Origin of the sequence: Leucobacter komagatae (assembly GCF_000834055.1) — a bacterium.
GTDB lineage: Bacteria > Actinomycetota > Actinomycetes > Actinomycetales > Microbacteriaceae > Leucobacter > Leucobacter komagatae_A.
The window spans coordinates 52165-72766 of the sequence record NZ_JXSQ01000015.1 but is presented as its reverse complement, the minus strand read 5'-3'; the positions used below and the strand labels follow the sequence as shown (position 1 = coordinate 72766).

Annotated in this window: 21 protein-coding genes; 10 read left to right on the top strand and 11 right to left on the bottom strand. The window is 67.8% G+C overall.

All coding sequences use genetic code 11. The features are described from left to right. The 3 genes from SD72_RS11335 to SD72_RS11325 form a co-directional block, all read right to left on the bottom strand. The coding region (locus SD72_RS11335; protein ID WP_157000558.1) for an ABC transporter permease at positions 1-983 on the bottom strand (983 nt) is incomplete at its 3' end. Next, positions 980-1963: an ABC transporter permease gene (locus SD72_RS11330; RefSeq protein WP_232299736.1), complete on the bottom strand. Its 984-nt coding sequence runs from the start codon at positions 1961-1963 to the stop codon at positions 980-982. The genes SD72_RS11335 and SD72_RS11330, both read right to left, overlap by 4 nt. A gap of 45 nt (positions 1964-2008) precedes the next feature. After that, positions 2009-3592, bottom strand: a complete 1584-nt coding sequence (locus SD72_RS11325; protein WP_232299735.1) for an ABC transporter substrate-binding protein — start codon at positions 3590-3592, stop codon at positions 2009-2011. A 166-nt stretch (positions 3593-3758) separates the two neighbouring features. Between SD72_RS11325 and SD72_RS11320 the strand changes: the two genes are divergently transcribed. Continuing rightward, complete coding sequence (locus SD72_RS11320; protein ID WP_042544567.1) at positions 3759-4127, top strand: DUF2568 domain-containing protein; 369 nt, start codon at positions 3759-3761, stop codon at positions 4125-4127. Between the two features lie 67 nt (positions 4128-4194). Next, positions 4195-5271, top strand: a complete 1077-nt coding sequence (locus tag SD72_RS11315; protein ID WP_042544566.1) for an LLM class flavin-dependent oxidoreductase — start codon at positions 4195-4197, stop codon at positions 5269-5271. Positions 5272-5415: 144 nt separating this feature from the next. Here the strand turns inward: SD72_RS11315 and SD72_RS11310 are convergent, their stop codons facing one another. Genes SD72_RS11310 through SD72_RS11300 form a run of 3 tightly spaced genes read right to left on the bottom strand, consistent with a single transcriptional unit; the run spans position 5416 to position 9394 of the window. Next, positions 5416-7482, bottom strand: a complete 2067-nt coding sequence (locus tag SD72_RS11310) for an iron ABC transporter permease (protein WP_042544565.1) — start codon at positions 7480-7482, stop codon at positions 5416-5418. After that, on the bottom strand, positions 7479-8555 hold the full coding sequence (locus SD72_RS11305) for an iron-siderophore ABC transporter substrate-binding protein (RefSeq protein ID WP_042544564.1): 1077 nt from the start codon (positions 8553-8555) through the stop codon (positions 7479-7481). The genes SD72_RS11310 and SD72_RS11305 overlap by 4 nt, the downstream gene beginning before the upstream one ends. Next, positions 8552-9394 carry an ABC transporter ATP-binding protein gene (locus SD72_RS11300; RefSeq protein WP_042544563.1) on the bottom strand — a complete coding sequence of 281 codons (843 nt, stop codon included), beginning with the start codon at positions 9392-9394 and terminating at the stop codon, positions 8552-8554. Before SD72_RS11300 ends, SD72_RS11305 begins: the two co-directional genes overlap by 4 nt. A gap of 91 nt (positions 9395-9485) precedes the next feature. Here SD72_RS11300 and SD72_RS11295 point away from each other — a divergent pair, with 91 nt between their 5' ends. Further along, the gene (locus SD72_RS11295) at positions 9486-10409 is read left to right on the top strand and encodes a siderophore-interacting protein (protein ID WP_052492628.1); all 924 of its coding nucleotides are present in this window, start codon (positions 9486-9488) and stop codon (positions 10407-10409) included. A 14-nt stretch (positions 10410-10423) separates the two neighbouring features. Here SD72_RS11295 and SD72_RS11290 read toward each other — a convergent pair whose 3' ends face one another. The 3 genes from SD72_RS11290 to SD72_RS11280 form a co-directional block, all read right to left on the bottom strand. Beyond that, positions 10424-11257 carry an enoyl-CoA hydratase/isomerase family protein gene (locus SD72_RS11290; protein WP_042544562.1) on the bottom strand — a complete coding sequence of 278 codons (834 nt, stop codon included), beginning with the start codon at positions 11255-11257 and terminating at the stop codon, positions 10424-10426. Positions 11258-11474: 217 nt separating this feature from the next. Continuing rightward, positions 11475-12215, bottom strand: a complete 741-nt coding sequence (locus SD72_RS11285; RefSeq protein ID WP_084767164.1) for a response regulator — start codon at positions 12213-12215, stop codon at positions 11475-11477. Then, on the bottom strand, positions 12208-13116 hold the full coding sequence (locus SD72_RS11280) for a sensor histidine kinase (RefSeq protein WP_042544561.1): 909 nt from the start codon (positions 13114-13116) through the stop codon (positions 12208-12210). The genes SD72_RS11285 and SD72_RS11280 overlap by 8 nt, the downstream gene beginning before the upstream one ends. Before the next feature lie 128 nt (positions 13117-13244). Between SD72_RS11280 and SD72_RS11275 the strand changes: the two genes are divergently transcribed. Genes SD72_RS11275 through SD72_RS11265 form a run of 3 tightly spaced genes read left to right on the top strand, consistent with a single transcriptional unit; the run spans position 13245 to position 15486 of the window. Next, positions 13245-13958, top strand: a complete 714-nt coding sequence (locus tag SD72_RS11275) for an ABC transporter ATP-binding protein (RefSeq protein ID WP_042544560.1) — start codon at positions 13245-13247, stop codon at positions 13956-13958. Then, entirely contained in the window at positions 13955-14755 is an 801-nt protein-coding gene (locus tag SD72_RS11270; RefSeq protein WP_042544559.1) for an ABC transporter permease, read from the top strand. Before SD72_RS11275 ends, SD72_RS11270 begins: the two co-directional genes overlap by 4 nt. Next, entirely contained in the window at positions 14752-15486 is a 735-nt protein-coding gene (locus SD72_RS11265) for an ABC transporter permease (RefSeq protein WP_052492627.1), read from the top strand. The genes SD72_RS11270 and SD72_RS11265 overlap by 4 nt, the downstream gene beginning before the upstream one ends. A 19-nt stretch (positions 15487-15505) precedes the next feature. On the opposite strand, the gene SD72_RS11260 is transcribed toward SD72_RS11265, so the two are convergent. Next, the gene (locus tag SD72_RS11260; RefSeq protein ID WP_042544558.1) at positions 15506-16309 is read right to left on the bottom strand and encodes an SDR family NAD(P)-dependent oxidoreductase; all 804 of its coding nucleotides are present in this window, start codon (positions 16307-16309) and stop codon (positions 15506-15508) included. A gap of 198 nt (positions 16310-16507) precedes the next feature. Between SD72_RS11260 and SD72_RS18480 the strand changes: the two genes are divergently transcribed. The 4 genes from SD72_RS18480 (at position 16508) to SD72_RS11245 (ending at position 19475) form a co-directional block, all read left to right on the top strand. Beyond that, positions 16508-16642 carry a hypothetical protein gene (locus SD72_RS18480; RefSeq protein WP_269745582.1) on the top strand — a complete coding sequence of 45 codons (135 nt, stop codon included), beginning with the start codon at positions 16508-16510 and terminating at the stop codon, positions 16640-16642. Continuing rightward, complete coding sequence (locus SD72_RS11255; protein ID WP_042544557.1) at positions 16632-18173, top strand: sodium/proline symporter; 1542 nt, start codon at positions 16632-16634, stop codon at positions 18171-18173. The genes SD72_RS18480 and SD72_RS11255 overlap by 11 nt, the downstream gene beginning before the upstream one ends. A 67-nt stretch (positions 18174-18240) precedes the next feature. After that, the gene (locus SD72_RS11250) at positions 18241-18696 is read left to right on the top strand and encodes a hypothetical protein (protein WP_157000557.1); all 456 of its coding nucleotides are present in this window, start codon (positions 18241-18243) and stop codon (positions 18694-18696) included. A gap of 113 nt (positions 18697-18809) precedes the next feature. Then, on the top strand, positions 18810-19475 hold the full coding sequence (locus tag SD72_RS11245; protein WP_042544555.1) for an FMN-binding negative transcriptional regulator: 666 nt from the start codon (positions 18810-18812) through the stop codon (positions 19473-19475). 12 nt (positions 19476-19487) lie between these two features. Here the strand turns inward: SD72_RS11245 and SD72_RS11240 are convergent, their stop codons facing one another. Beyond that, entirely contained in the window at positions 19488-20570 is a 1083-nt protein-coding gene (locus SD72_RS11240; RefSeq protein WP_042544554.1) for a C45 family autoproteolytic acyltransferase/hydolase, read from the bottom strand. Positions 20571-20602 lie beyond the last annotated feature (32 nt).

The window sequence follows — 20602 nt, the reverse complement described above, 5'->3', positions numbered from 1 at the left end:
GGGGCTCCAGATGCTCGGGGAGCCCGGGGGGCTCCAGATGCTCGGGGGGCTCCAGGGGCGCCCGGGGCTCGGCGCGGCCGCCGGGAGGACTGCTCCCCGGCCACCCGCAGCGCATCGCCGACCCCGTCGCCAAGCAGCGACAGCGCGATGCCCGTGATGACGACGGCAAGGCCAGGCAGCGCAGACAACCACCAGTGCGAGGTCACGAACGCCTGGCCGTCGGCGATCATCGTGCCCCAGTCTGGCGTTGGCGGCTGGATGCCGAGACCGAGGAACCCGAGGGTGACGATCGCGACCATGATGAGCACGATCTCGGTCGCGAGCAGCACGACCGCCTGCGGCAGCACGTTGGGGAGGAGGTGCCGCACGAGGATCCGCCCGTGCGAGAGCCCTGCCCCGCGCGCGGAGCTGACCCACCCCTGCTCGCGCATCGAGGCGGTGAGCGCGCGGATCACGCGGGCGTAGCCGACCCAGCCGACGAGCGCGAAGGCAGCGATAATCCCTGGGGCACCAGCGCCGACCGCGAACACGATCGCGATGACGAGCACGTAGAACGGGAACGCGATGACGGTGTCGGTGACGCGCGAGATCACCCAGTCGGTGCGGCGTCCGAAGTAGCCGGAAACGAGGCCGAGGGTCACGCCGACGATAAACGGGGTGACTGCTGCGGTGACCGCGATACCGAGGTCGGTGCGGGCGGCGTACAGCACGCGTGAGAACACGTCTCGGCCGAGCTGGTCTGTGCCGAAGAGGTGCGAGGCTGACGGCGGGAGGAGTCCGGCGGTGAGATCCTGCGCCGTTGGCGAGTGTGGGGCGAGCACGGGGGCGAACACGGCGACGAGCGCGATGAGGGCGACGAGGGCGGCGCCCCATGTGAAGCTGCGTGAGCGAAGCGCCCGCCGCCAGGCGGTCGAACTGCGCGGGCGCTCAGGCACCCCAGCTGTCCCGACTGGCGCAGCCCCCGCGCCACCGGCGCCGCTCATCGCGTCCTCCGCAGTCGCGGGTCGATGAGCGCGGATAGCAGCTGGGCGGCGAGCGTCACGATGACGACGAGCGCCGCGCAGTACAGGGCGACGGCCTGCACGACGGGGAAGTCGCGGCTCGAGATCGACTGAAACAGCAGTGTGCCGATGCCGTTGATGCCGAACACTTTCTCGACGACGAGGGTGCCGCCGATGAGGTAGGCGAGGTTCACGCTGAGCAGGTTGAGGGTCGGCAGCGCGGCCCCACGGAGCACGTGCTTCCAGCGGATCGTGCGCTCGGGAACGCGCGCCGCCCGCAGCGTCGTCACGAACTCAGCCTCGGTGACCTCAAGCAGCTGCGCCCGGAGGGAGCGGATGAGCGGGGGCGCCATGCCGAGCGCGACGGCGAGCGCGGGAAGGAACAGGCTGCGGAGCGGTTCGAGGGGTGCGGATCCGGCGGCGCCGACACCCCCAACGGGGAACCAGCCGAGGTGCACTGCGAACACGATGATGAGGAGCAGGCCGACCCAGAAGAGGGGCATGCCGAGCGTGATTGTTGGGACGATGCGCACGAGCTGGTCGATCCACCCGTCGCGCCGGTGCGCGGCCGCGAGGGCGAGTGGCACGGCGATGACGAGGACGAGCAGCAGGGCGAGGCCGATGATGCCGAGGCTCACGGGTGCGCGTGAGAGCACGAGCTCTGCGGTTGGCACCCCGGTGACGAGAGAGTCGCCCGTGTCGCCACGGGTGAATACCCCGCCAAGGAAGTCGAGGTACTGCCGCCACAGCGGAGCATCGAGGCCGAGCGTGCCGCGCAGTTCGGCTATCGCCGCTGGGGTCGCGCGGTCGCCGAGGATCATGACGGCGGGATCGCCAGGGACGAGCCGGAGCAGGAAGAACACTGCGGTGACTACGCCGAGCATGACCGGAAGCACCGTGCCGGCTGCGCGCGCAAGCACGCCGAGGACGGATCTCGGTGTGGATCTGGGGGCCGCTGGCACGCCGCTCATGTTACCGGCAGCGCTGCCGCGGCCCGCCCGCTCGCGCTACTTCGCCGTCACCCAGGCGTCTTGGAACCGCACGCTGCCGTTCGGCAGCGACTCGAGGCCGTGGACCTTGTCGGTCGTGCCGTGCAGGTTCGGGGAGTAGTAGACGGGGATGTAGGGGACGTCTCCGGCGAGGATCTCTTGGATGTCGAGGTAGATCTGTTCGCGCTTCTCGCCGTCTGGGGTGGTACGGCCCTCGTGCATGAGCTTCGTGACCTCGGGGTTCGTGTAGTGCGTCCAGAACGAGTTGCTGAAGCCCTCGGGGTCGGCCTGGAAGGTGACGAGGCCGTTCGGGTCTGGTGCATCTGACTGGCCGGAGTTGATCATGAAGTCGTAGTCGAACTCCTTGAAGCGGTCACGGAATGCGGCGAGGTCGATCGATTCGATTTCGACGGTGATGCCGATCTCCGAGAGCGATTCCTGCACGATCTGCGCGATCTGTGCGCGCGCCGAGTTGCCGCTCGGAATGAGCATCGTTGCGGTGAAGCCGTCGGGGTAGCCCGACTTCGCGAGCTCCTGCTTCGCTGCTGCGACGTCGTTGGCGAGCACAGGCGTGGCGTCGTGGGCGTCGGCTGCCGAGTATTCGATTGCCGGCGGGATGAGCGCGGATGCTGGGCGCGCGGTGCCAAACGTTGTGGCCTTCGCGATGCCCGGCAGGTCGAGGGTCTGCGCGATTGCGCGCCGCACGTTGCGGTCCGCGAACTCCGGCTTTTGGGTGTTGAAGAAGATCTGTTCGATCGCCCACGAGTCCCCCTTGAGGAGGGTCGTCGCAGCTGCGTTTGCTACCGCGTCGGCGTTCGCGGCTGGCACCTGCTCGATGGCGTCGATCTGCCCGGCGTTCAGGCGCTGCAGCAGCTGGTTGTCGTCGGCCACGAAGACGTAGTCGAGGCCGTCGAGGAGCGGCTTGCCGTCTTGCCAGTAGTGCTCGTTCTTCACGTAGTTCAGGTCGCCGGACGGGTCCCACTCGCTGACTGCGAATGGGCCGGTGCCGATGGGGGCCTTGAGGTAGTCTTCCTCGCTCTTGCCGCCGAAGTCGGCCGGCATGACGCCCGAGGCAAAGCTCGTGAGCTCGGAGAGAAACGGCGTGTAGGGCTCGTCGAGGGTGATGACAACCGTGCGGGCAGCGTCGTCCGTCGCGATGTTCGCGATGGGTGCGGTGAGCATGAGCGGACCCTCCTTCGCGAGGTTGCGCTCAAGCGAGAACTTCACGTCGGCGGCCTGCACGTCGCTGCCATCGGAGTACTGCAGCCCCGGTTGCAGCGTGAACGTGTAGGTGAGCCCGTCCTCGGAGATCTCGTGGCTCTCCGCGAGCCAGTCGATGATCTTGCCGTTCTCGTCGAACGAGACGAGGGTTTCGAAGATCTTGTCGATCGCGAACGCGTTGTTCGCGGTGATCTGCGTGTGCAGGTCGAGGTCGCTCGCGCTCGCGAGCCTGCCGTAGGTGAGGGTGCCGCCGGCAGTCGGGGTGTCGCTGGCCGCGTCGCCCTGTGCCGCCGGCGCGCAGCCCGCGAGTGCGAGGACGGCGACAATTCCGAGGGCGACTGCGGCGCGCTTCGGAGCGCGGCGCGTGAATGACATGCTCATGGGTTCCTTTCGCCAGCCCATGCGTTGCCGCGCACCCGTCGCGCGACCCCGATAGCTGGTCTATTTCACCAGGCTACGATCCAGGGATCGAATAGACCACTTATCGTCGCCGCTGGTGAACCACCGCCGACGACGTCCCTCGGGAGAGCCGGGTAGACTTGATTACGTGACCAGCGCAACTCCCACCCCGAAGCAGTCCCGCTCCCAGACGACCCAGCAGGCGGTGCGTGGGCTCTTCCACCTCACCGCGATCGTCACGGTCACCGTGTGGGGCTTCACCGGCTGGGACATGCCGTTCCCCGGCACCTTCGTCGGCCTCGGGCTCCTCGCACTCAGCGTACTCATCTGGGCACTGTTCCTCTCACCGAGGCCCGTGCTCGCCACTGACCGCTTCGGGCGAGCACTCATCGAACTCCTGCTCCTCGCAGCTGGCGTGGCCTCCATGCTCGGCCTCGGCGTGAACTGGATGATCGCGGTCGCATTCGGCGTCGTCGGCGCCGCCCTCGGATTCGTCACCTCGATCCGCAGCAGGTAGCCGGCCAGCGCGCAAATTACATTCGCGCGCATGGAATGCGGTGGCGTGGCCGCGGGTTATACCCGGCATGCACACCTCTCCGCACGCACGCACCGTCGCAGGTGCCACAGCCGAACAGCTCGTCCTCGGACTCGACACCTTCGGTGACATCACGCAGCAGCCCGACGGCAGCCTCACCCACCCCGCACAGGTACTCCGCGACGTCGTCGAGCAGGCGAAGCTCGCCGACTCCCTCGGCGTCGACGCGATCACGCTCGGCGAACACCACCGCGACGACTTTGCGATCTCATCACCCGAGATCGTGCTCGCGGCGATCGCCGGCGTAACCGAGCGCATCCTCCTCGGAACCGGCGTCACGATCCTCTCAAGCGACGACCCCGTTCGCGTGTACGAGCGCTTCGCAACACTCGACGGCGTCAGCGGCGGGCGGGCCGAAGTGATCCTCGGGCGCGGCTCGTTCACCGAATCGTTCCCGCTGTTTGGCTACGACCTCGCAGACTACGATGCACTGTTCACGGAGAAGCTCGATCTGTTCGCCAAACTCAAGGGGGAGGGAGCGGTCACGTGGGCAGGCAAGCACCGCACCCCGCTCGTGAACCAGGAGATTTACCCAAAGACCGAGCACCAAGGCGGCGTACCCGCGTGGATCGGCGTCGGCGGAAGCCCGCAGTCCGTGGTGCGCAGCGTGCAGATCGGGATCCCGATGATGCTCGCAATCATCGGCGGCGACCCAGCACGCTTCCTCCCGTTCGCCGACCTCTACCGGAGCGCGCAGCAGGAGCTCGGTGTCAACCCGATGCCGCTCGGCGTGCACTCCCCCGGCCACGTCGCCGCGACCGACGAGCAGGCCCGCGAGGAACTCTGGGAACACTTCGCCGCGAACCGCAACCGCATCGGCCGTGAACGCGGCTGGCCCGATGCGTCGCGTGCGGAGTTCGACAGCGAGGTCGATTCTGGCTCGCTCTACGTCGGCTCCCCGAGCACCGTCGCCCACAAGATCGCGAACACCGTGCGCACGCTTGGGGCCGACCGCTTCGACCTGAAGTACGCGAACGGCACCATGCCGCACGCGCAGCTCATGACGAGCATCGAGCTCTATGGCCGCGACGTGATCCCCCTGGTGCGGGAACTGCTCGCGCAGTAGCCACAGCGCGGCGGCTGAGCTGAGCAGCGCGGCGACTGAGCGGCGCGGCAGCTGGGCGGCTGGGCGGCTGAGCAGCGCGGCAGCTGGGCGGCTGGGCGGCTGGGCGGCTGGGCGGCGCGCACCTGCTGCGCGCCGCCCGGCTCGTTACACGTCTCGCGTGCGCCAGAGCAACCAGACGAAGTACGGTGCACCGAGCAGCGCGACCATCAGCCCAGCAGGCAGCTGTGCTGGCGCGATGACCGTGCGCCCAACGGCGTCCGCAATACCAACGAGCACGCCGCCGAGCAGCGCGGCGGTCGGCAGGAATCGGGCCGAGCGCGCCCCGACGAGCGCACGCGCCGCGTGCGGGGCGAGCAGCCCAACAAAGCCGACGACGCCGATCGCTGTCACGCTCGCCGCAGCGAGCACAGCGGCGAGCGCCAGCAGCCCGAGGCGGCTGCGCTCGAGCCGCACCCCAAGCGCACGCGGCGTATCCTCGTCGAGCGCGATGAGGTCGATCTCCCTGCGCGAGCCGAGCACGAGCGGCAGTGCGATCGCGAGCACGATGAGCACCGGGATGATCTGGGTGAACGAACGGCCATAGGTGGTGCCGGACAGCCAGGTGTAGATCGCCGGCGTGTTCCACGGGTCAGAGCGCAGCAGGAAGAACGTCGTGAGCGCTGTCGCACCCGCTGACACCCCGATGCCGATGAGTACGAGCCTGTCGGCGCTCAGTCCGCCCCGCCAGCTCAGCCCGTAGACGAGCGCGAACGCGAGGAGCGCGCCGACTGTCGCTGCGACAGTGATCCCCAGTGTGCTCCCAAGCCCTGCGGTCACCGCGAGTACCGCACCGAGGCCGGCACCGCCCGTGATCCCGAGCAGCCCGGGGTCGGCGAGCGGGTTGCGGCTCACGGATTGCGTGATCCCGCCCGCGAGCGCGAGCGCAGCGCCCGCGAGCACGGCGGCGAGGACGCGGGGCACGCGCTCGTCGAGAGCGAGGGCGATCGGGGGTGGCGCTGCGCCCTGCAGCCAGAGCGCGATGTCTCCAGTGCGGAGCCAACTGTTGCCTGTGAGGGTGCCGAGGAGGAGGACCGCGATGAGCGCTGCACTGAGCAGCAGGATCGTTGCTCTGAACCGGCGGAGCGATCTCGCCGCTGCCCGAACGTTTGCCGGTTGGCTTGAGCCGCCGCGCAGCCCGCGCGCGAGCATGACAAGAACGATCGCCCCGAGCAGGGTCGTCGCGACGCCCGTTGGCACGGCGACTGCGGCCTTTGCGCCGAGAATGCCGCGCAGCGCGGCATCGGCGCCGAGCACGAGGAACGCCCCGATGAGCCCCGCGGCCGGCAGTCGGAGTGCGTGCTTCTCAAACGCTGGCACCCAGCGCGCGAGCAGCCTTGCGAGTACCGGCGCGCACAGGCCAACAAAGCCGATGGGGCCTGCGAGGGTGACGGCCGTCGCTGACAGCGCGACCGCGAGCAGCACGCCAAACAGTCGTGTCGCGCCGAGCGGGACACCGAGGCTTCTGGCGAGGTCGTCGCCGAGCATGAAGACGTCGAGCCGCTGCGCGAGGAGCATCGCGAGCACGAGTGCAACCGCGATCGCCGGGAGCGCGCGGAGAGACGCGTCGATGTTCAGCTGCGACAGGCTACCGCTTCCCCACGCGAGGAGCCCCTTCGTTTCTTCCTGGAAGAGGATGAGCAGCGCGGAGGTGAGCGCGTGGAATGCGAGTGCGAGTGCGGAGCCTGCGAGCACGAGGCGGGTGCTCGACGTGCCTGCGCCGCCAGCGAGCCCAAGCACGATGCCCGCCGCGGCAAGGCCGCCGGCGAACGCGAGCAGCCCAGAGGCCCACAGCGGCACCGCGATGCCGAACGCCGCGACAGCGGTGACCGCGAGGTAGGAGCCCGCCGTGACGCCGAGCGTGTCTGGTGAGGCGAGTGGGTTGCGAGCGAGCGTCTGCATGAGCACGCCCGCGACGCCAAGCGCTAAGCCGACGGCGATGCCAGCCGCGAGCCGCGGCAGCCGCGAACCGATGAGGATGTCGCGGGCGCCGTCAGATCCGCCCCCGGTGAGCACGGCGAATAATTCCCCGGCGCCGGTGCCCGAGGTTCCCTGCGAGAGGTGCAGCATGCCGACCGCTGCGAGAGCGGCCACGAGCACGACGAGCGCCGCTCCCCCGCCAAAGACGAGGGAGCGGCGGCTCGTGAGCTGCTGCCCGGGAGCGGTGAGGGTCACTCGCTCGCGGCTGGTGCTGCGAGCACCGAGACGTAGGCGTCAATGATCTGCTGGGCGGATCGCGGCCCGCCGAACGTCCAGATTCCCGTGGGGAACGACAGCATCCGACCCTCGGCGACGGCGGGGAGGGCAGCCCAGACAGGGTTCGTGGCGAGTGCCTTGGCGAACTCGTCCTCGGATGATTCCTCGGTCGACGTGTGCAGCAGCGTCGCGTCACCGACGGCCTGCATGCCCTCGATGTCGGTCTGGCCGAGACCGTATGCGGGATCAACGTCGCCTGTCCACGCGTTGGTCAGGCCGAGTTCCTCGCCGATCTCGCCGATGAGTGAGCCCTTGCCGAACGGTCGCAGCGCGACGTTGCCGCCGTCGACCCAGCCGTCGAAGTAGACGAACTCAGTCGTGGCAAGACCAGCGTCGGCGAGGCTGCCCTTTGCCGACTCGAGGTGTGCGTCGAACTCGTCGAGGACCTCGGTTGCGCGGTCCTCTCGACCGGTCGCGTCGGCGATGAGCGAGAAGGTGGCCTTCATGTTCGCGATGGGGTCGGTCGCGTCTGCGCCCTTCGTGGCGAGGACGGGAACACCGTACTTCTCGAGCTTCGCAATGATCTCGTCGTCTGGCGTGTAGGCCTCGATGATGACGAGGTCTGGGTTGGTGCCGAAGAGCGCGTCGAGGTTGGGTTCCTGGCGCGAGCCGACATCGGTGGTGCCTTCCGGCAGCGTGACCGCAGTGTCCCACGTCGAGAAGCCGTCGACGTCCGCTACGGCGACGGGCGCGATGCAGAGTGCGACGACGTCTTCGATCTGCTGCCATTCGAGCACGGCGACCCGCTTTGCGGGGGCGTCGAGGGAGACGGTGCGCCCGAACGAGTCGGTGAGTTCAATTGGGTCGGTGCTCGTCGTTGTCGAGTCGTCCTCGCAGCCCGCGATCGCGCTAGCAGGAGCAGCGTCGGTCTCGTCGCCAGGCGCTGCCGTTGTACCGCAGCCGGTGAGGGCGAGCGCGAGCGCAGCCACCGGCGCTACGAGCGCCGCAAGCGTGGTGGATCGGCGTCGGGTTGGGGAGGAGAGGTTGCTCATATTGTGCAGACTTCCGGTTCGGGGCGGCGTGGACGCAGCCTGTGGCGCGCGCGCGGGAGGACCCGGACGCGTTGTGTATCCTCGTCGACGAGCGTGTCGATCGGGAGTCCGTAGACCTCGGAAAGGTGCGCGCCGGTGAGCACCTCTTCCGGGGTTCCTGAGGCGAGTACTCGGCCGGCGGCGAGGAGCACGACGTCGTCTGCGACGCCTGCGGCCTGGTCGAGGTCGTGCAGCACGACGCCCACGGCCGTTCCGCGTGCCGCGAGGTCGCAGATGAGGTCGAGCGTGTCGATCTGGTGCTTGAGGTCGAGGTGGTTCGTTGGCTCGTCGAGGAGGAGCACACCGGTGTCCTGCGCGAGCGCCGTGCCGAGCCAGACGCGCTGCAGTTCGCCGCCGGAGAGCTGGTCGGCGGAACGCTCGGACATGTGGGTGAGGCCGGTGAGTTCAAGCGCCGTGTCGACGGCGTGCCTGTCCTGGTCGGTGAGCCCCGCGAAGCGACTGCGGTACGGGTGCCGGCCGTACGTGACGATGTCTCGCACCGACAGCCCCGAGGGGTGGGGGCGTGACTGCGAGAGCATGGCGACCTCGCGGGCAAACTCCTTCGCCGTCAGCGCCTCTGCCGGGCGCGAATCCGCGTCGGGGCCGTCAATGGTCACGCTGCCAGAGTCCTTGCGGTGCAGGCGCGCAATCGCACGCAGCAGCGTAGATTTGCCGCTGCCGTTTGGGCCGACGAGAGCCGTCACTCGACCGGGGCGAAGGGTCAGGGTAGCGCCGTGCACGACCGCATTTCCGCGGTATCCGAGGCACAAATCCGAGCCATGAAGTGTTGATGCTTTCACAGTTAAGTAAGCCTAGCCTAACCTTGATCTGATGAATAGAATAATATGAAATTCCCGCAATCCTCACAGCCCACTCAAGGAGCACTCCCGCATGACCCAACGCCAGCCGTACGATGCCTTCCTCGCGACGGTGCTCCGCGTCGAGCCGCTCAGCCAGCACTTCACCCGCATCACCTTCGGCGGCAGCGAGCTCGAACACTTCGGCACCGACGGCTTCGATCAGCGCATCAAACTGCTCCTCCCCCTGGCGGACGGCAGCTTCCCCGAGCTCGGCCTGTTCGACGAGCCGCGGCCAGAGATGCACGACTGGTACAGGCGCTGGCGCGAACTCCCTGACGCCGCACGCAACGCGATCCGCACCTACACGGTGCGCGCCGTTCGCCCAGCAGAGGCCGAGATCGACGTCGACTTCGTGCTCCACGGCACCGAGGGCCCAGCGTCGGCGTGGGCTCAGCAGGCAAGCGCCGGGGACAGGCTCATCGTCATAGGCCCGGACTCCCGAGCGGCCGGCCCCGCCGGCGGCATCGAATGGAACCCGGGAGCGGCACGCAGGGTGCTGCTCGCCGGCGACGAGACCGCGGCGCCAGCAATCTGCTCGATCCTTGAAGCGCTCCCCTCGGACTTCACTGGCGAGGCGATTATCGAGGTCCCAGCGCCCGGTGACGCGCTCCCCGTTGCGCACCCCTCGGGTGTGACTGTGCGGTGGCTCGGTCGCGGTGACACCGCACACGGCACCCTCCTCGAACCAACCATTCGCGAGTGGGGCGCGCGACGGGGCACCGCAGCAGCAGCCACCACCACCACCACCACGCGCGGCGCAGAACCAGAGACCATTGGCCAGGAGGACGTGCTTTGGGAGGTTCCCGAGGAGGTCTCCGGTGAGGAGTACGCGTGGCTGGCCGGCGAGGCCGGCGTGGTTACGCGCCTACGCCGCCACCTCGTCCGTGACCTCAACATCGACCGCAAGGCCGTGGCGTTCATGGGGTACTGGAAGATCGGTCGCGCAGAGGGGTAGCGCCCAGTAGCGCCTCACTCGGCGCCGCGGCGCTCGCGCTTGTTCGCAAAGAAACGCTCAACAAGCGCAAGCGTCGTGCCGTCGGACAGCGCTCCCTCGCTCAGATCAGGCTCACTCACGAGCACATCACCAACCTGCACTGCGGACGCCGCCTGGGCGATCCGCTTCGTGATGCGGAGCGATCGGAAATCCTTCTGGCGCAGCTCTTCAACCTGCCCGATCGCAGTCGACATCAGGTGTTCGCGCGGCACAACGGTGTTCACGAACCCGGCACGCAACGCCTCGGCAGCACTCATGTCGCGAGCGAACATCACGAACTCCTTTGCGGCGCTCGCGCCCATCGCCGCTACAAGCCGGGGAATCGCGCCGTACGTGAGAAACATCCCAAGGTTCGTCTCCGGCAGATTCAGCACGGCATCCTCGGCCATGAGCCGGAAGTCGGCGGTGGCGGCGAGCGCGACCCCCGCGCCGTATGCCGAGCCCTGCAGCACAGCGAACAGCACCTGCTCGAGCCCCTCCAGTTTGTGCATGACTTCCTGCGCCAAACGCTGCAGCGCCCGCACCGCTGCGCCAGCATGCTGCGCATCTGACAGCTGGGCGCGGAGTTCACCGAGATCCTGACCCGCGGCGAAAATCGGGCCGTCACCGGTGAGAATGACAAACCGGACGGCCTCATTGCCGTTCAGCCAGTCAGCGAGGACAATGAGCTCACGCAGCGTCTGCGTGCTGATCGCGTTCGCCCGGTCGGTGCGCGCGAACGCAGCCGTGAGGAGGTCACCCTCAAGCTCCAACCGAATGGTCTCGCACACCGGGAGTTCACGCACAGCGCCGCCTTCCTCGCGCATCATCGGGCTTCTTCGGCGCGGCCAAGCCGCTCTCACTCGGGGCCACGCGGTATCGCCCAGGCTACGTCCGGCTGCGCGCGCAGTCAACACACGTGATGTAATTGCGCACCACACGCTCACCGCTGCGCCGCGGGGCGCATCGCGGAAAGGGGCGCCGCCAGCGTACCTCAGCCGCTGCGCCCGAGCCGCCTTCGCACCTCCGCAGCCCTGCCGCCGCGGGTCACACCTCGGCTGCGGTTCCGGCGATCCCGCCCTCGTACGCCGCAATGACGAGCTGGGCCCTATCTCGCGCCTGCAGCTTCGAGAGCAGGCTGCCGATGTGTGACTTGACCGTCTTGATGGAGATCGTGAACTCGGCAGCGATTTCATCATTCGAGAGCCCCCTGCCGACCAGGGTGAGCACCTCGATCTCGCGTGCAGTGAGCAACTCGAGACCTCGCGTGGGAGCCGCGCGAGGGAGCCGTAGATAGTGATCGACCAACCCGGTGAGGATCGAAGGAGCAAACAGCGACTCCCCCGCGTGCGTGCGCCGGATCGCGTCGCGCAGCTCGTCCGGGTGCGCATCCTTGAGGAGAAACCCACTCGCGCCTGCGCGCAGCGCACCGTACACGTACTCATCGAGCTCGAACATTGAGAGTACGAGCACGCGGCATGCGGCGAGCATCGGGTCCCCCGCGATTGTGCGCGTCGCCTGGATGCCGTCCCCGTCTGGCATCCGGATGTCCATGAGGATCACGTCGGGCGCGAGCTCCCGCGCGAGCCGCGTCGCCTCCCTGCCGGTCGCCGCCGAGCCGACGACGGTGAGGTCGGAGGCCGCGTCGAGGATCAGGGCGAGGCTGTGGCGCAGTAGCGCCTGGTCGTCGACGATGAGCACGCGGATGGGGGCGTTGGCAAGCGCGACGTCCGTGCCGGGCGTGGCCGCCGTGCCGGTCACGGATCCACCGTCACGCGTGTCACGCATCCGCGTGCCCGACCGGGATGTGCGCGCACAAGCGAAAGCCGTGACCGTGCCGGCCGGCCTCGAGCGATCCACCGTGGGATGCGATGCGTTCCCGGAGCATTTCCAGCCCGCGACCTGCCCCCGGCTCGGCACGCCACTCTCCTCGCGGCCCATCGTCAGCGACCCGCACGATGACCGCACCGCCCTCGCGGCGAATCCCCACCCGCGCGGCGGTCGGCCCCGCGTGGCGAACGGCATTGTTCAGCGCTTCTCGCACGACCGCGCAGGCCGTGAGCTGCACGCCCGGCGAGACCTCGCTCAGCTCGATCCCCACCGCCCCAGCTGCCGGGGTACTGTCAGGGTCGATCCCGAACTCTGCGGCTTCGAACGCAACGGTCAGCCCAGCAGACTCGGCCGTTGCGACAATCGCGGGGAGGTCGGCGAATGTGTCCGCCGGCCGCAGCGGCGCTGCACCTGGCTGTCTCAACACCGTGAGCATGCGGCGCAGCTCCGCCGTGGTTTCGCGGCTTGCCTTTTCGATATCAGCGAGGGCCGTCGCGTGCTCGACGACCGCAGCGTCTCCCGCCACGGTTCGAGCTGCGGCTGCGCGCACCGTGATGAGACCAATGCCGTGGGACACCAGGTCGTGCAGCTCCCCCGCGATCCTGAGCCGCTCCGCCTGCGACGCCCGCTCAGTCGCCCATTCGGCGAGCTCCCGCTCGAAGTTCGCGCGCTCGGCGCGGACCCGAATAGCGGTGAACACCACGATGCAGAGCACGCTGACCAACGTGATCCCCCACACGAGAATGAAGCCGCGTTCACCCCCAGGGGCAACCGTCGCCAGAACGGCGGTGAGCCCGAGCAAGCCAGCAGTTGCCGTGAGCCACGTGCGCGAGCGCCACAGTGGCCGATCGGTCTCCATGACCCAAGTGTAGGTCGCCGGGGTTTCGTACGCATCAGTCCCTGGTCCGAGATGGCTGGCGGGATTTCGCCGGGGTTTCGTTCCCTGGTCCGATGCCCGCGGCGAGCGCAGGCACTGGAATGGATCCCATGCTCACATTCGACGCAGTCTGCAAACAACGCGGCACCCACACCATCCTGTCCGACATCTCTTTCGAAGCGCGGCCCGGCCGGGTAACCGGGTTTCTCGGCCCCAACGGCGCTGGGAAGTCCTCGACGCTCCGGATACTGCTCGGTCTCGACCGTGCGACGAGCGGCACCGCGCTTGTCTCCGGCACCCCGTATCGGCGCCTCAGCGCCCCGCTGCGCACGGTCGGTTCGATGCTCGACGGCTCAGGCGCGCACCGCAGCCGCGTCGCCCGCGACCATCTCGGCTGGGTCGCACGGAGCAACGGGATCCCGCGCAGGCGTGTCGCGGAGACGCTCGAACTCGTCGGCCTTGCCGAGTCAGCACGCACCAGGGTTGGGCAGTTCTCCCTCGGCATGGGGCAGCGCCTCGGGATCGCAGCCGCGCTGCTCGGCGAGCCCGGCATGCTCGTGCTCGATGAGCCGGTGAACGGGCTCGACCCGGAGGGGATCCGGTGGATCCGCGGGCTGCTCCGCGGCCACGCGAATGACGGTGGCACCGTGCTGCTGTCGAGCCATCTCATGAGCGAGGTCGCGGAGATTGCGGACGACCTCGTCGTGATCGCTGGCGGGCGGGTCGTCGCCTCAGGGCCGGTAGCGACGGTCACGGCCGGCTACGCCTCGCTCGAGGACGCGTTCTTCGGGCTCACGGGCGATCCGAAGGGGGCCGGCCGATGATCGCTCTCACGCGGACCGTCACCGCCGAGCTTCGCAAGCTCCTCACGCTTCCCGGGATCTGGATCGCGCTCGCGGTGACGGTGCTCGGATCCGTCGCGATCACGCTGCTCAACGCGTTGATGCAGCGCGACGCCGTGCTCGCGGGAGACACGTCGCGGCTCGCGGACACCTCAACCTTCGAGTCGAGCTTCGCGGCAGCCCCGGTCATTGGCGTCGTCGGCTCTGTCGTGATCGGCGCGCTCGCGATTGGGAGCGAATACACGGCCGACCGGGCCGAGTCTGGCGGGGCGCGGCAGATCGCAACGAGCCTGTCCGCGACGCCGAATCGCTGGCTACTGTTCACCTCAAAACTCGTGGTCGTCACGCTCCTCACGGTGGTCTCGGCTGCGGTCTCGATCCCTGGCAACTACGCGATCGCGCTCGCGGTCACCCGCGGCCTTGGAACAGAGACGGTGACGCTTGACGAGGCAGTCGCGCGCTCCCTCGGGGCCGCACTGTACTGGCTGCTCATGGGGCTCATCGCGTTTGCGATCACCGCGCTTGCCGGGAGCGCGATGATCCCGCTCGCCGTGCTCATCACGAACAGCTCGGTGGTTCCCTTCTCGCTCCTGCTGTCACACGTGACGCCGCTCGCCGAGTGGCTGCCAGACGCGGCAGGGAGGAAGCTCTTCGGGTTTCCCGACCAGCTCGTCGTCCAGGGCAATCTGGATACCCTCACCGGCGGGCTCGCGATGGCGGCGTGGGCCATCGCACTCGTCACCGCCGCGGGCATCGTCTTCCACCGGAGGGACGCGTGAGCACGGTGACGCGGGGGCTCAGAAACGCGAGCGGCTCGGAACTCTCGAAGCTCCTCACGCTGCCGGCTGCGATCGCCGCAGCCTGCGCGTCCGTACTCATCGGCGGAGCGATCTCCGGCGCACTCGCTGCTGGCGGGCAGGGGGAGCGGCCGGCCGCGATCGACGCGGTCCTCGCGACGATCCCGTTTGTGCAGGTGTGCTTCATCGTGCTCGGCGTGCTCCCAACGACGCACGAGCACGACGGCGGGCAGCTGCGCACCTCGCTCGCGGCGACGCCTGGCCGCGGCATGTTCTTCGCCGGAAAGTCCGCAGCTGCGGTGATCGCGCTCGGGCTGACGGCGCTCGCGGCGGTCAGCGCCTCCCTCGCGGCCGCGATGCTCGTTCAGCGCCTCTCGGGTGTTGCCGCCGCGCCCGCAGGGGCCAGCCACTGGCAGCTCGCCGGGGCGGCAGCCTATCTTGTGCTCATCGGGTTGCTCTCGCACGCCATCGCTACGATCGCGCGCAGGCTCACCCCGGCGCTCGTCAGCGCGCTCGTCGTCGTGTTCATCGTGCCGCCGCTCCTCGCCGTCTCCGAACACGCCCGCTGGCTCCCGACACGCGCAGGCGGTCTGCTCTACACCGCTGGCAGCGACGGCGCGCTCACGGCAGGCACCGGGGCGCTCGTGCTCGCCGGGTGGATCATTGCGGCCGGTGCCGCGGCGTTCCTCGCGCTGCGGGCGCGGGACGCGTGACGGCGCGCTCGGGCGATCGTCAGCGCCCGCGCTCGCCCAGCCTGGCGGCGAGTGCGGGCGGCGCAAACCGAGCGACCGCGACAATCGCTTTGTACTTGCGTGACGGGATCGACACCGCTGAGCCCCGATCCACATCGCGGAGCGACTCCGCTACCACTTTTGCCGCATCGAGCCACATCCACCCTGGGATCCCTTCCTCGCCAGGCGGCAACCCTAGCCGCTCATGGAAGTTCGTGTGCGTGTACCCGGGGCAGACCGCGGTGACCGAGACACCCTGCATTGCGTAGCGGCCGTTCGCCCAGCGGGAGAACGTCACGAGCCACTGCTTCACGGCCGAGTAGGTGGAGCGCGGAATGAACGCGGCGACCGACGCGATGTTCACGATCCGGCCGCTGCCGCGCGCGAGCATCGTCCGCAGGGCAGCGTGCATGAGCCGCATCGGCACCTCGTTGTGCAGCCGCTGGAGCCGCACCTCCGCTTCGATGTCGTTCTCTTCGAACTCGAGTGGGAGCCCGAAGCCAGCGTTGTTGATGAGCGTGCCAACCGGGCGCTCCGAGCTACGCAACCGGCCGACCACCCGGTCGAGCCCTGCAGCGTCGAGCAGGTCCGCCGGCAACACTTCCACCGGGACGCCGTGCTGCTCGCGCAACTGAGCTGCGAGCGATTCGAGCGATTGCTCATCGCGGGCAACCAGCACGAGGGCGTCACCCCGCGCCGCAACCTGTCGAGCGTACTCGGCGCCGAGCCCCGAGCTGGCGCCGGTAATGAGCGTCGTCGGCGGCAGAACGCCCGCGCCGGTGGTCTGGGAAGTCTTCGCTGACATGCCTCGATGGTAACTCGCCGGCCGCGCCGAAGCACCCCCTGGCAGGTAACAGTCACACACAGACGATGCTGGACAGCGCAACACTACGGTGCAAAAATGGGCGTGCGGCCACAGTTTCGGCGCTGCGCTCGGAATCGGAGCGTGGCGGCTGGCCCTGGCGAACGAACACACGCAGACACGCAAAGAGGCTGGTGCACAATGTTCAACCTTCCCACCTTCACGGTCGTCTCCATCGTGAGCGTGATCGGGTTCTGGATCATCTACACGCTCGCATTCCTCTGGGTCTCGAGATCCCGGGCGCGCGAGGATAGCGAGGTCGGCGATGACGCTTGAGCTGTGGTTTCTGCTCATCTACTTCGCCGCCATGGGCGGCATCGGGGTGTGGGCGATGCGACGCGGCTCCCGCACAGCCGAGGGCTTTCTCCTCGCCAACCGCAGCCTCGGCCCCGGCGTCACGGCACTGCGCTTACAGAGCTCGTCAATGTCGGGCTACATGTTCCTCGGGGCCGGTTCGCTCGGGTACACGCAGGGATATTTCGGCATGTGGTACGCGCTCGGCGACATCGGCGGGGGCGTCCTGAACCTGTCCGTCCTTGGCAGGCGCATGCGCAAGCTCTCGCAGATCCTCGGATCCATCACCTCCATCGAGTACCTTGAGCACCGCTACCCGTCGAAATGGGTGCGGCTGATCGCGGCCCCCGTCGCACTGTTCTGCATGTTCTTCTACGTGATGGCGCAGTTCATCGCAGGTGGTCGCGGGCTCGAGATGGTCTCCGGTGTCAGCTACCCGATCGCGCTTGCCGTCGCCATCGGCGTGATCGTGCTCTACACGTTTCTCGGCGGCTACCTCGCCGTCGCGTACACGGACTTCGTGCAGGCACTCGTGATGCTTGTCGGGATGGTGTGGATCCTCGTCGGCACGCTTATCGCGATCGGCGGGTTCTCGGAGGGCAATGCGCGGGTCGGCGGCGTCGACGAAACACTCCTCGGAATGTTCGGTCGCGGGGGCGTATATGACGGCCAGTGGGGCATCATCCTCGGGGCGCTGCTCATCTTCTCGATCGGCTACATGGGTTGGCCGCACGTCGTCGTCAGCCACATGGCCATGAAACGGCCGAGTGTTGCGCGTCGCGCCGGGCTGTACTCCACACTGTTCAATCTGCTCTTCATACCCGCGCCATACATCGTCGGCATCTTCGCAGTTGTGCTCCTCCCCAACCTCGTCAACCCGGAACTCGCGATCTTCGAAATGGCCTCGAGCGTGTTGCCGTCGTTCGCCGTTGGGATCGTCATGGCGGCGATCATGGCGGCGATCATGTCCACGGCCGATGCGCTGCTGTTGCAGTCGGGCACCGTCGCAAGCCAGGACATCTACGCGCGCTTCTTCAACCAGAAGATGACGGACAAGCAGCGTGTGCTCGTATCCCGATCGATCGTGCTGGCACTCGCGGTGATCGGCTACCTCGTCGCGGTGGTCGAGCCGCCCGCTGTCGCCGCGATCGTGATCTTCTCCACGACGGTGCTTGGCAGCGCATTCGTGCCAGCGTACGTGTGCGCGGTCTGGTGGAAGAAGGCGAACACTGTCGGGGCGATCAGCTCAATGATCACCGGCACGGTGCTTGCCGTCGGGTGGGAGGTCGCCGGCTTTGCGGACTCCACAGGCCTCGACCCGATGGTCGTCGGAATCGTTGGTTCAACACTCGCGATGATCATCGGGAGCCTCGCGACGCAGCGCAGCAGCCCCGTGCCCGACCACATCAGGCGCGCACTCGACGAGACGAAAAAGGTGGGTCCGATTCCCGCGAAGCTGCTGCTTGGCCAGGACGCGAAGCTCTCTGCGCAAGCGGAGATCGCGGGACAGTGAAGTGGCCGACCACACGCGGACCCGGTTGGCGCTTCCGCCGCAGCTCACTGGGGAGGACGCGTGGCGGGTGGTTCGCTCACGAGCGGGGGACCTCACGCAGGTGAGCGAACGTCTGCGGTGGCACCCGTTTTCTGGCTTCGAATACCGGCTCACGCATCCGCTCACCCCGGGAGGCGCACCGCAACGGGTGTACGCGATCGTCGACCGGCTCACCGGCCAAGCAACGCTCACCGATCCTTGGCCGGAGTTGCACGAGTTCACATCAGAGCACGAGCGAGACTGCGTCGCCGACCCCGGCTGGAACACCACGGGGTTCGCGGAAGCGGCGCGGCGTGCGCGCAGGCTCGTCGCCACCGCCGCCATGCGCAGGCACCGACTCGCGGTGACATCCACGGTGTCCGAGGTGCGAGCAGTCGAGTCGCTGTGGAAGCCCAACTGGCTCCTCGAGTCCAGGCTGCGCGGGCACCGGCTGCAAATCCTCGTCGACGCAATCACCGGCGGATACTACGTCGTCGGCACGTAGCCCACGCCGATCGGGCGCGACGCAGCTTGAGCGCGACGCTATATTTAAATCGTTTTAAATACTACACTCATAGCTGCAAGCTCGTCCGTTTCACATGATCAAAGGAGTTCCAAGTGCACACCTACCCGAGCTACGTCGCCCCGTCAGGAGAAGCGATCGTAGAGTTCGTCAGGGCAAATCCGTTCGCGGTCGTGGCGACTTCGACAGCAGGCGCACCGGTTGCCACCCATGTTCCCGTGGTGCTCCCCCCGACGCTCTCCCCCGCCGGAACATTCGTTGGCGAAACGCTCTGGGGGCACATGGGCCGAGCGAACCCGCACTGGGAGCTGTTCGCCCAACAGCCCGAGATACTCCTGGCGTTCGGGACCTCGCACGCGTATGTCTCCCCGGGGGCATACGGGTATTCACCAGCCGTCCCAACGCTCGACTACGCAACGGTCCACCTCACCGGGCGCGTGAGGGTCATCGAGGACCCCGCGATGAGCCTCGATGTCGTCAAGCAGACCGTCACCCAGTTTGAGAGCATGCGTGCCGAGCCATGGGAGCAGGAGTCCTCGTTCGACGTCTACGAGCGAATCCTCGACGGCATCGTCGCGTTCACAATCGAAGTCTCCGCCGAGAACGCGATGTTTAAACTCAGCCAAGACATGCCGGCCGACGTCCACGCCAGGGTCATGAATGACCTCACGCATGGCGACCGGGAACACCCCGACGTGGTTTCGCTCATGCACTGCGTAGGGACAGCGTCGGGTTCAGCTACCGCCGAACCCGACGCTTAGACTACAGCGTTCTCACACCGTTTCCGAGCGGGCGTCAAGCACCCTCCAAGGCTTGTCGTCCGCCTCGGACGGCATTCCGTCAAGCACCATGATCGAGCGGCGTTCGGGGTCAGTGACTACGGTACTGAGGGTTGCCCACCGCTCCCCAAATGGTCGACTCATGTCTGGCACGCAGCACAGTGGGGGCTCCCCCGGACCGCTCACGAGCGCGTCGATGAGCTGCTCACGGCTCGCCGGGGCCCGATCAGCCAATCGCTGCGTCAACAGGTCAAAGCGCTCACTCGAGTCCGGTTCGTACAGTGCATGCTTTTGCTCGGTTACAAGCCCCGCGTCGATGAAGTGATTCGTCCGCACCACCGAACCAGCTCCGCCGTGGATCTCTCGAACACCCCGCGGACTCATCTCAAGCGAAACCGAGCGAGCAGAATCGATCAGAGTGAACGCGGATGACGAGGTCACGGGCGCCTCTCGGACGAGTGCCACCGCCTCGTCGACGCTTGCGCACTCCGCGAGCACGAGCGCTGAGAGCATGTGCATAGGCACGCCCCCAGCACGATCGTCGCCATGCCCGAGGATGTTGAAATGGAGCGCCAGCCCAGCGGAGTTCACGCCGATCTTACTCACGATACCGCTCTCGGTGAGCCCAACGTAGCGGTACCCAACACCCGAAACCTCTTGGGTATGCCAGAAGTCAGCGAGCTCGACGTGCCAGTCCCATGTCTGCGCACCGTACTGTCGGCCCCCGATAGTCGCGGCCACGGTCGAACACTCCCGCGCCGCGAACGTCGGTGACCCTGAAAGCACTTCGGTGCGGGCGTTGAGCGCAGCGACCTGCAGCAGGGTGAGCCCGGTCGCAGTTGCGATCGCCGCAAGCTCATCTACGAGCTCAGGCCGCCAGGCGAGCAACCCCTCGACGGTACGCGCAGCGGCCTCCCGTTCGGCCTCCTCACTCACGCCCACCCCGCGAAACAGCTCAGAGTACGCTTCGTAGGCAACCAGCAGCTTCTCACCGAGCTGTCGCCCTCGACTCTCCCCGAGAGCAGTGCGCGAAGCACCCGTAATGACAAGGTGTGGACGTTGTGGCGAGCCAATCATCGGGGAATTCCTTTTCTTCGGGAGGTCAATTC

Excerpts from the sequence above, each read along its gene's own strand:
- SD72_RS11325 (WP_232299735.1), bottom strand. The coding sequence starts at position 3,592 with ATGAGCATGTCATTCACGCGCCGCGCTCCGAAGCGCGCCGCAGTCGCC.
- SD72_RS11315 (WP_042544566.1), top strand. The coding sequence starts at position 4,195 with ATGCACACCTCTCCGCACGCACGCACCGTCGCAGGTGCCACAGCCGAA.
- SD72_RS11305 (WP_042544564.1), bottom strand. The coding sequence starts at position 8,555 with ATGAGCAACCTCTCCTCCCCAACCCGACGCCGATCCACCACGCTTGCG.
- SD72_RS11295 (WP_052492628.1), top strand. The coding sequence starts at position 9,486 with ATGACCCAACGCCAGCCGTACGATGCCTTCCTCGCGACGGTGCTCCGC.
- SD72_RS11290 (WP_042544562.1), bottom strand. The coding sequence starts at position 11,257 with ATGATGCGCGAGGAAGGCGGCGCTGTGCGTGAACTCCCGGTGTGCGAG.
- SD72_RS11285 (WP_084767164.1), bottom strand. The coding sequence starts at position 12,215 with ATGCGTGACACGCGTGACGGTGGATCCGTGACCGGCACGGCGGCCACG.
- SD72_RS11280 (WP_042544561.1), bottom strand. The coding sequence starts at position 13,116 with ATGGAGACCGATCGGCCACTGTGGCGCTCGCGCACGTGGCTCACGGCA.
- SD72_RS11275 (WP_042544560.1), top strand. The coding sequence starts at position 13,245 with ATGCTCACATTCGACGCAGTCTGCAAACAACGCGGCACCCACACCATC.
- SD72_RS11270 (WP_042544559.1), top strand. The coding sequence starts at position 13,955 with ATGATCGCTCTCACGCGGACCGTCACCGCCGAGCTTCGCAAGCTCCTC.
- SD72_RS11260 (WP_042544558.1), bottom strand. The coding sequence starts at position 16,309 with ATGTCAGCGAAGACTTCCCAGACCACCGGCGCGGGCGTTCTGCCGCCG.
- SD72_RS18480 (WP_269745582.1), top strand. The coding sequence starts at position 16,508 with ATGTTCAACCTTCCCACCTTCACGGTCGTCTCCATCGTGAGCGTGATC.
- SD72_RS11255 (WP_042544557.1), top strand. The coding sequence starts at position 16,632 with ATGACGCTTGAGCTGTGGTTTCTGCTCATCTACTTCGCCGCCATGGGC.
- SD72_RS11240 (WP_042544554.1), bottom strand. The coding sequence starts at position 20,570 with ATGATTGGCTCGCCACAACGTCCACACCTTGTCATTACGGGTGCTTCG.